Annotated in this window: 9 protein-coding genes and 1 pseudogene; 9 read left to right on the top strand and 1 reads right to left on the bottom strand. The window is 69.3% G+C overall.

The window, feature by feature from the left end; all coding sequences use genetic code 11:
• The 9 genes and pseudogenes from ACFR9S_RS09305 to ACFR9S_RS09265 all read left to right on the top strand — a co-directional run.
• Positions 1-111 (top strand): annotated as a pseudogene (locus ACFR9S_RS09305) (twitching motility protein PilT); the annotation flags it as partial.
• 1 nt (position 112) lies between these two features.
• Entirely contained in the window at positions 113-679 is a 567-nt protein-coding gene (locus ACFR9S_RS09300; protein WP_379732230.1) for a DNA-directed RNA polymerase, read from the top strand.
• Positions 680-877, top strand: a complete 198-nt coding sequence (gene spt4 / locus ACFR9S_RS09295; RefSeq protein WP_049979771.1) for a transcription elongation factor subunit Spt4 — start codon at positions 680-682, stop codon at positions 875-877.
• Between the two features lies 1 nt (position 878).
• Complete coding sequence (locus tag ACFR9S_RS09290; protein WP_379732231.1) at positions 879-1,409, top strand: GTP-dependent dephospho-CoA kinase family protein; 531 nt, start codon at positions 879-881, stop codon at positions 1,407-1,409.
• 553 nt (positions 1,410-1,962) lie between these two features.
• A complete protein-coding gene (locus tag ACFR9S_RS09285) occupies positions 1,963-2,286 on the top strand; it encodes a 30S ribosomal protein S24e (RefSeq protein WP_379732266.1) in 324 nt (107 codons plus the stop codon).
• Positions 2,287-2,292: 6 nt separating this feature from the next.
• Positions 2,293-3,885: a bifunctional N(6)-L-threonylcarbamoyladenine synthase/serine/threonine protein kinase gene (locus ACFR9S_RS09280; RefSeq protein ID WP_379732267.1), complete on the top strand. Its 1,593-nt coding sequence runs from the start codon at positions 2,293-2,295 to the stop codon at positions 3,883-3,885.
• A gap of 49 nt (positions 3,886-3,934) precedes the next feature.
• The gene (locus ACFR9S_RS09275) at positions 3,935-4,219 is read left to right on the top strand and encodes a DUF5808 domain-containing protein (RefSeq protein ID WP_379732268.1); all 285 of its coding nucleotides are present in this window, start codon (positions 3,935-3,937) and stop codon (positions 4,217-4,219) included.
• A 135-nt stretch (positions 4,220-4,354) separates the two neighbouring features.
• Positions 4,355-4,981 carry a non-canonical purine NTP pyrophosphatase gene (locus ACFR9S_RS09270; RefSeq protein ID WP_379818483.1) on the top strand — a complete coding sequence of 209 codons (627 nt, stop codon included), beginning with the start codon at positions 4,355-4,357 and terminating at the stop codon, positions 4,979-4,981.
• A gap of 109 nt (positions 4,982-5,090) precedes the next feature.
• On the top strand, positions 5,091-5,561 hold the full coding sequence (locus tag ACFR9S_RS09265) for a GNAT family N-acetyltransferase (RefSeq protein ID WP_379733002.1): 471 nt from the start codon (positions 5,091-5,093) through the stop codon (positions 5,559-5,561).
• Between the two features lie 6 nt (positions 5,562-5,567).
• Here the strand turns inward: ACFR9S_RS09265 and ACFR9S_RS09260 are convergent, their stop codons facing one another.
• A complete protein-coding gene (locus tag ACFR9S_RS09260; protein ID WP_379818482.1) occupies positions 5,568-6,038 on the bottom strand; it encodes a DUF7384 family protein in 471 nt (156 codons plus the stop codon).
• Between the last annotated feature and the right edge of the window lie 366 nt (positions 6,039-6,404).

The raw sequence follows: 6,404 nt of genomic DNA, 5'->3' as shown, positions 1-6,404 counted from the left end.
GACGTGTACGCGGTGACCAACGACCGCCCGCTTCGCGATCGCCTGCTCGACGCGGGCGTTGACGTAATCGGTTTAAGGGGGCGGAACACACTGGAGATAACTGAAACCTAGCATGTACAAACGGGTACGACTCAAGGACACGGTCGAGGTGCCGCCGCGGAACCTCGCCGACGTGACGGAGGAGCGGGTGAAAGCCCTGCTCCAGGACAAGCTCGAGGGACGGATGGACGAGGACGTGGGTAGCGTCGTGAGCGTCGTCGAGGTGCACGACATCGGCGACGGCGCCGTGTTGCCCAACCGGCCGGGCGTCTACTACGAGGCGGAGTTCGACGCCATCACCTACGACCCGGACATGCAGGAGGTCGTCGACGGCACGGTCGTCGAGGTCGTGGAGTTCGGCGCGTTCGTCGGGATCGGCCCGATCGACGGCCTGCTCCACGTCTCCCAGATCTCCAACGAGTATCTGGCGTACGACGGCGAGAACCAACAGCTCGCCTCCTCGGACACGGACAAGACTCTCGGCGTCGACGACGCCGTGCGCGTCCGGATCGTCACCAAGAGCATCGACGAGCGCAACCCCCGGGACTCCAAGATCGGCCTGACGGCCAAACAGCCCGGGCTCGGCAAGCACGAGTGGCTGGCCGAGGAGTACGAGCAACGGCAGGAGGAGGAAGCGTAGATGGCCGACCCGCGACTGGCGTGCCGGGAGTGTCACTACGTCAACGACCCGGACAGCCAGAGCTGTGACTACTGTGGATCCTCCAGCCTCACCGAGGACTGGGCGGGCTACGTGATCATCAACCACCCCGAGGAGAGCGACGTGGCCGACGAGATGGAGGTCACCGAGCCGGGGAGCTACGCGCTGAAGGTCCGCTAACGTGCTCACGCTGCCGCCCGAGCTTCGCGAGGCGTTCAAGGAGCCGTTCGGCCCGCTGTTTACCGACGTGGAGGCGCTGCTCGCCGAGGCCGAGGAGCCGATCATCGCCGTCGGCGACATGGTCACCTACCACCTCCGGCAGGCGGGTCACGAGCCACACGTCTCGGTGATCGACGGGCTGACCGAGCGCGCCGCGATCCCCGAGGAGGTCCGCGAGGCGCTCACGGACGCCGGCGAGCACCGGACCGAAGTGGTGAACGAGCCCGCGGAGCTCTCCCGGGAACTGCTGCTCGCGCTCCGGGAGGCCGTCGAGGCCGAACCCGACACGCTGCTGGTCGTCGAGGGCGAGGAGGACCTCGCGACGCTCCCCGCGGTGCTGGCGGCGCCGCTGGGTGGGAGCGTCGTCTACGGCCAGCCCGGCGAGGGGATGGTGCTGATCGAGGTGACGGAGGCCGCGCGGGCGGAGATGCGCGACCTGCTGGTGCGGTTCGACGGCGACGCGGACGCGGCGTTGGCGACGCTGGGTGTGTAGATTCGGGGTTTCTGTGGGTGTTTGCTTCTCGAGGCGCATTTCTCGATGCTGGTGGTGGCTGCGACTGGAGTGGTGACCACGACAGCACCAGCAGCTCGATCGTTGGCACCTTGTGACCGCGCCGCCCCGCACAGCCCACAGACCTCCCCAGCCGACTCGCTCGGCCTTCGGCCTCGCTCATCCCTCGCGCGCTCGTTCGCGCCGACGCGCTCACGTCGCGCGCCGACCGCCACAGCGGTGCGGTGGCGGTGGACGCCTCGCGGCCGTCGACGAGAGCGAAGCTCTCGTCTGCCAATCAGAAATCTCCGATTTCTGATGACGGGCCTTGTGCCCGGCACCCTGCGGTCGCAAGTGGTCTACGAACGAGATGCTGTTGCGGGTGCTGTCTCAGTGACCAACGATCGAACTGTAGTCGGCGCCGTAGTCCGATCTACCACCGTAACCACCGAAACCCCGCCACCCACGGGTCGACACCCACCAACCACCGACCAGAGCGACAGTAGCCCTTCGAAATCCTTTTGCCGTTTTCCGGCGCATCTTCGGGCAACTGACCATGGAGATCGAAATCGTCGACGAGACCGAGAACCCGATGTTGCACCGTACCGACGTCCGCTTCGAGCTCACCCACGAGGAGGCCACGCCCTCGCGCCTGCAGGTCCGTGACAGCCTCGCGGCGACGCTCGACAAGGGCTCGGACGAGGTCGTGATCCGGAAGCTGGACACGAAGTTCGGCATGCGGAAGACGATCGGCGACGCGAAGGTGTACGAGTCGGCCGACGACGCCCGCGACGTCGAGCAGGACCACATGCTCGAGCGGAACAAGATCGAGGCCGACACCGAGGGCGACGCCGAGGAAGCCGCCGCGGACGCCGAGTAACGCCGGATGCGCGTTCTGGGTGTCGAGGGCACGGCGTGGTGTGCGAGCGCCGCCGTCCACGACACCGCCACCGACGAAACCTTCATCGAGTCCGACGCCTACGAACCGGAGAGCGGCGGCATTCACCCGCGCGAGGCCGCCGAACACATGGGCGACGCCATCCCGCGGGTGATCGAAACCGCGCTCGATCACGCCGACGGGGAGATCGACGCGGTTGCGTTCTCGCAGGGTCCCGGACTGGGGCCGTGTCTGCGCGTCGCCGGCACCGCCGCGCGGGCGCTCGCCGGCACACTCGACGTCCCGTTGGTCGGCGTGAACCACATGGTCGCCCACCTCGAGATCGGGCGCCACGAGGCCGACTTCGACTCGCCGGTCTGTCTCAACGCCTCGGGCGCGAACGCCCACCTGCTCGGCTTCCACGACGGCCGCTACCGCGTGCTGGGCGAGACGATGGACACCGGCGTCGGCAACGCGATCGACAAGTTCACGCGCCATCTCGGCTGGAGCCACCCCGGCGGCCCCAAGGTCGAGGAAGCGGCGAAGGACGGCGAGTACGTCGACCTCCCCTACGTCGTCAAGGGGATGGACTTCTCCTTCTCGGGGCTGATGAGCGCCGCGAAGGACGCCGTCGACGAGGGGGCGGCCGTCGAGGACGTCTGTTTCTCGCTGCAGGAGCACATCTTCGCGATGCTGACGGAGGTCAGCGAGCGCGCGCTCTCGCTGACGGGGAGCGACGAACTCGTACTCGGCGGCGGCGTCGGGCAGAACGACCGCCTGCGGGAGATGCTCGCCGAGATGTGCGAGCAGCGCGGCGCGGAGTTCTACGCGCCCGAACCGCGCTTCCTCCGGGACAACGCGGGGATGATCGCGGTCCTCGGCGCGGAGATGGCCGCCGCCGGCGACACGATCGAGATCGAAGACAGCGCGATCGACCCGGACTTCCGCCCGGACGAGGTGCCAGTGACGTGGCGCGAGAACGAGTCCGTGGCGGTGGGCCACGGCGCGACCGCGGACGACCCCTCGGGCCTCACCGACCCCCGACGCGGCGCGGAGGCCGTCGTCGATGTGCAGGACGGCGTGGTGGTGAAACGCCGGATCCCCAAGGCGTACCGCCACCCCGACCTCGACGCGAACCTCCGCCGGGACCGGACCGTCCTCGAAGCACGACTGCTCAGTGAGGCGCGCAAGGCGGGCGTGCCGACGCCGCTGGTCCACGACGTGGACGTGCCCGAAGCGACCCTTCGACTCCAGCACGTCGGCGACACGGACCTCGCGGACGCGCTCACGACCGAGCGGGCGCGGACCCTCGGCGAACACCTCGCCCGGCTGCACGGGCGGGAGCTGGTCCACGGCGACCCGACGACGAAGAACGTCCGCGTCGGCGATCGGCTGTTCCTGATCGACTTCGGGCTGGGGTATCACTCCGGCCACCCCGAGGATCACGCGATGGACCTCCACGTCTTCGAGGGCTCCGTCGAGGGCACGGCTGCCGAGCCGGCGCCGCTCTGTCGGGCGTTCGAGGACGGCTACGCCGCGGTCGGCGACGAAGCGGTGCTGGAACGTCTCGCGGAGATCCGCGGGCGCGGCCGCTATCAGTAGCCGGCGCGCGGTCCAAAACGATTTATCGCCGCCGGTCCACGGTTCGCCCATGGCAGACAACGAGAGCGGCAAGCCCGAGTCCGGCGAGCTGTTCGGCATTCCGTACAACTTCGAGGAGCCGAGTATCGGTCGGCTGCTGTCGAGCCACTGGCAGCCCGACGAGGGGATGTTCGTCGAACAGCCGTTCGGCGTCGGCTACACGCTCAACCTCGCCAACTGGCGCTCGTGGGTCGTGGCCGCCGTCGCGCTGGGCCTGTGGTGGCAGGAGAGCCAGCAGGGCGGCGACGAGATGGACGAGGAGGAGCCGGTCGAAGTCATCGTCGACGACGACTGATCACCGCGGCACGCTGTCAGCCGCGGTGTCCGACTGATCTGCCCGGCGCCGGAACGTTACCGGCCGCAGCGAGCGACTGATCCAGCCGGTCCGGAACCGCGAACCCTTTTCGGAGCCGCGCCGACGGTCCGGTAGATGCTGCGCTACGTCACCACCAACCCCGGGAAAGTCCGCGAGGCCGAGGAGTACCTCGGCGACGACTCGATCGCCCAGCTCGACTACGACTACACCGAGATCCAGAGCGACGACCTCGGGACGATCGCCGCCCGCGGCGCCCGGGAGGCGTACCGCCACGCCGGCGAGCCGACGCTCGTCGACGACGCCGGGCTGTTCGTTCGCGCGCTCGACGGCTTCCCCGGCCCCTACTCTTCCTACGCCGAGGAGACGATCGGCGTCGAGCGAACGTGGGAACTCGCCCGCGAGGAGGAGGACCGCGCGGCGTCGTTCCGCTGCGTGCTGGCGTACTGCGACGGCGAGGGGTTCGACGCCTCGCCCGACCCCGTGGACAAGGACGACCGCGTCGCCGCCGCCGCTGCGGGGCCGGACGCAGACGACGAGGCGGAGGCGCTGCCCGTGAAGCTGTTCGAGGGCCGCGTTCGGGGGACGCTGGTCGAACCGCGCGGCGAGGGCGGGTTCGGCTTCGATCCGATCTTCGAGCACGAGGGGACCACGTTCGCGGAGATGGACGAGGCCGAGAAGAACGCCATCTCTCACCGCGGGCGGGCGCTCGCGAAGTTCGCGGAGTGGCACGCCGAGCGGTAGTGTCCAGCGTGAGGCTGTGGCACGCCGAGCGGTAACCGGGAATCGCGACGCTATACGGGCAGACACGCCGTGTCGACCGATTTTTGACTGACGCCGACGCCGTGCCCGCATGGAGATCCGCCCGCTCCACGACTCGGAAGTCCCCGCGTTCGTCGACGAGCTCTGGGTACCGTTCTGTCGGGAGATGGCCGAACACGACCCCTACCACGCCCTCGCCGACGAGTACCGCGAGGGCGTGATCGAGTTCCGCCGCGAGCGCCTGACCGACGAGGACCGCATCGACCGCGTGGCGGTCGTCGACGGCGAGCTGGCCGGTTTCGTCTCCGCTGAGGTGCAGGAGGCCCCGCCCGTGTTCGCCCACGACGACACCGCCCACGTCAACGAGATCTACGTCCGGCCGACGTTCCGCCGTGAGGGGGTCGCCGACGAGCTGATGGCGGCCGCCGAGTCGTGGGGCGAGAAGCGGGACTGTGCCCACGTGACGCTCACCGTCGACGCGTGGAACGAGTCGGCACAGGCGCTCTACGAGGAGCGTTCGTACGACGTGAAGCGGTACACCATGCGTAAGCCGCTGGAGTAATCCGGATCAGGTCCGCGGGTCCCGGTCCGGGCCCGGATACTCGCCGCCGACCACTTCGGGGTAGAGCTTCTCGGGATCGAACAGCGTCGCGAACGCGTCCGGCGTCCGGACCGCCGTTTCGACGCGGTCACGGACCATCGTGTTCCCCTTCGCCCCGGTGAGTCGGTCGTCGAAGGAGAGGACGTGCATCGCGCCGCCGTGGTACGCCGACGCCAGCGCGGGGTGATCCCCCGCGGGCTGCTCGACCGGTTCGCGAAGCTCCGCGATCCGACCGCGCCAGTCCGCCGCGAGGTCGGCGTCGGCGAGGCGCTCGACCGCCGCCTCGGCGTCGTCGAGCAGCGGGTCGCTGGCGACCAGCGTGAGCCACGAGTGGCTCCGGACGTGGTCGAGACACTCTCGTGCGTCGCCGCCGACCAGCAGATCTGCCGCGAGCACGTCGCTGTCGGCGACGATGCGGGCCGGCGAGGGCTCACTCATCCCTGACCTCCGCGAGCGCGTCCCTGACGGCCGGCTGGTCCGCCTCGTACTCGCTGGCGCGGGCGAACAGCGACTCCCATCGTTCGGGCATACGCCGTGGTCGGCCGACGGCCGTATCGGTGTTGCGGCTCGGGCGGCGTGAGCGGCCGACGCGACCTCCGGGCCGATCGAGCGTTCGCGCGTCTGACGCGGGTTTAAGTTCACTCGATCGCTGTATGGGGACGGGCGCACACCTACAGTTCCCATCCTCGCAGTGTGCCCGACACGACTCCCACCGACGACGCCCGCCCGTCGATTTCCCCGCCCCCGGTGACGGGGCCGGGCGTCGTCGTCTTTCCCCACTCGGCGTGAGCGTTATCCGCGACT

The sequence above is a fragment of the Halolamina salina genome, from assembly GCF_042678005.1.
GTDB classification, from domain to species: Archaea; Halobacteriota; Halobacteria; order Halobacteriales; family Haloferacaceae; genus Halolamina; species Halolamina salina.
Note: the sequence above shows the minus strand (reverse complement) of the source record. Positions and strands in the feature narration are given on the sequence as shown.

Excerpts from the sequence above, each read along its gene's own strand:
- ACFR9S_RS09300 (WP_379732230.1), top strand. The coding sequence starts at position 113 with ATGTACAAACGGGTACGACTCAAGGACACGGTCGAGGTGCCGCCGCGG.
- spt4 (WP_049979771.1), top strand. The coding sequence starts at position 680 with ATGGCCGACCCGCGACTGGCGTGCCGGGAGTGTCACTACGTCAACGAC.
- ACFR9S_RS09285 (WP_379732266.1), top strand. The coding sequence starts at position 1,963 with ATGGAGATCGAAATCGTCGACGAGACCGAGAACCCGATGTTGCACCGT.
- ACFR9S_RS09280 (WP_379732267.1), top strand. The coding sequence starts at position 2,293 with ATGCGCGTTCTGGGTGTCGAGGGCACGGCGTGGTGTGCGAGCGCCGCC.
- ACFR9S_RS09275 (WP_379732268.1), top strand. The coding sequence starts at position 3,935 with ATGGCAGACAACGAGAGCGGCAAGCCCGAGTCCGGCGAGCTGTTCGGC.
- ACFR9S_RS09270 (WP_379818483.1), top strand. The coding sequence starts at position 4,355 with ATGCTGCGCTACGTCACCACCAACCCCGGGAAAGTCCGCGAGGCCGAG.
- ACFR9S_RS09265 (WP_379733002.1), top strand. The coding sequence starts at position 5,091 with ATGGAGATCCGCCCGCTCCACGACTCGGAAGTCCCCGCGTTCGTCGAC.
- ACFR9S_RS09260 (WP_379818482.1), bottom strand. The coding sequence starts at position 6,038 with ATGAGTGAGCCCTCGCCGGCCCGCATCGTCGCCGACAGCGACGTGCTC.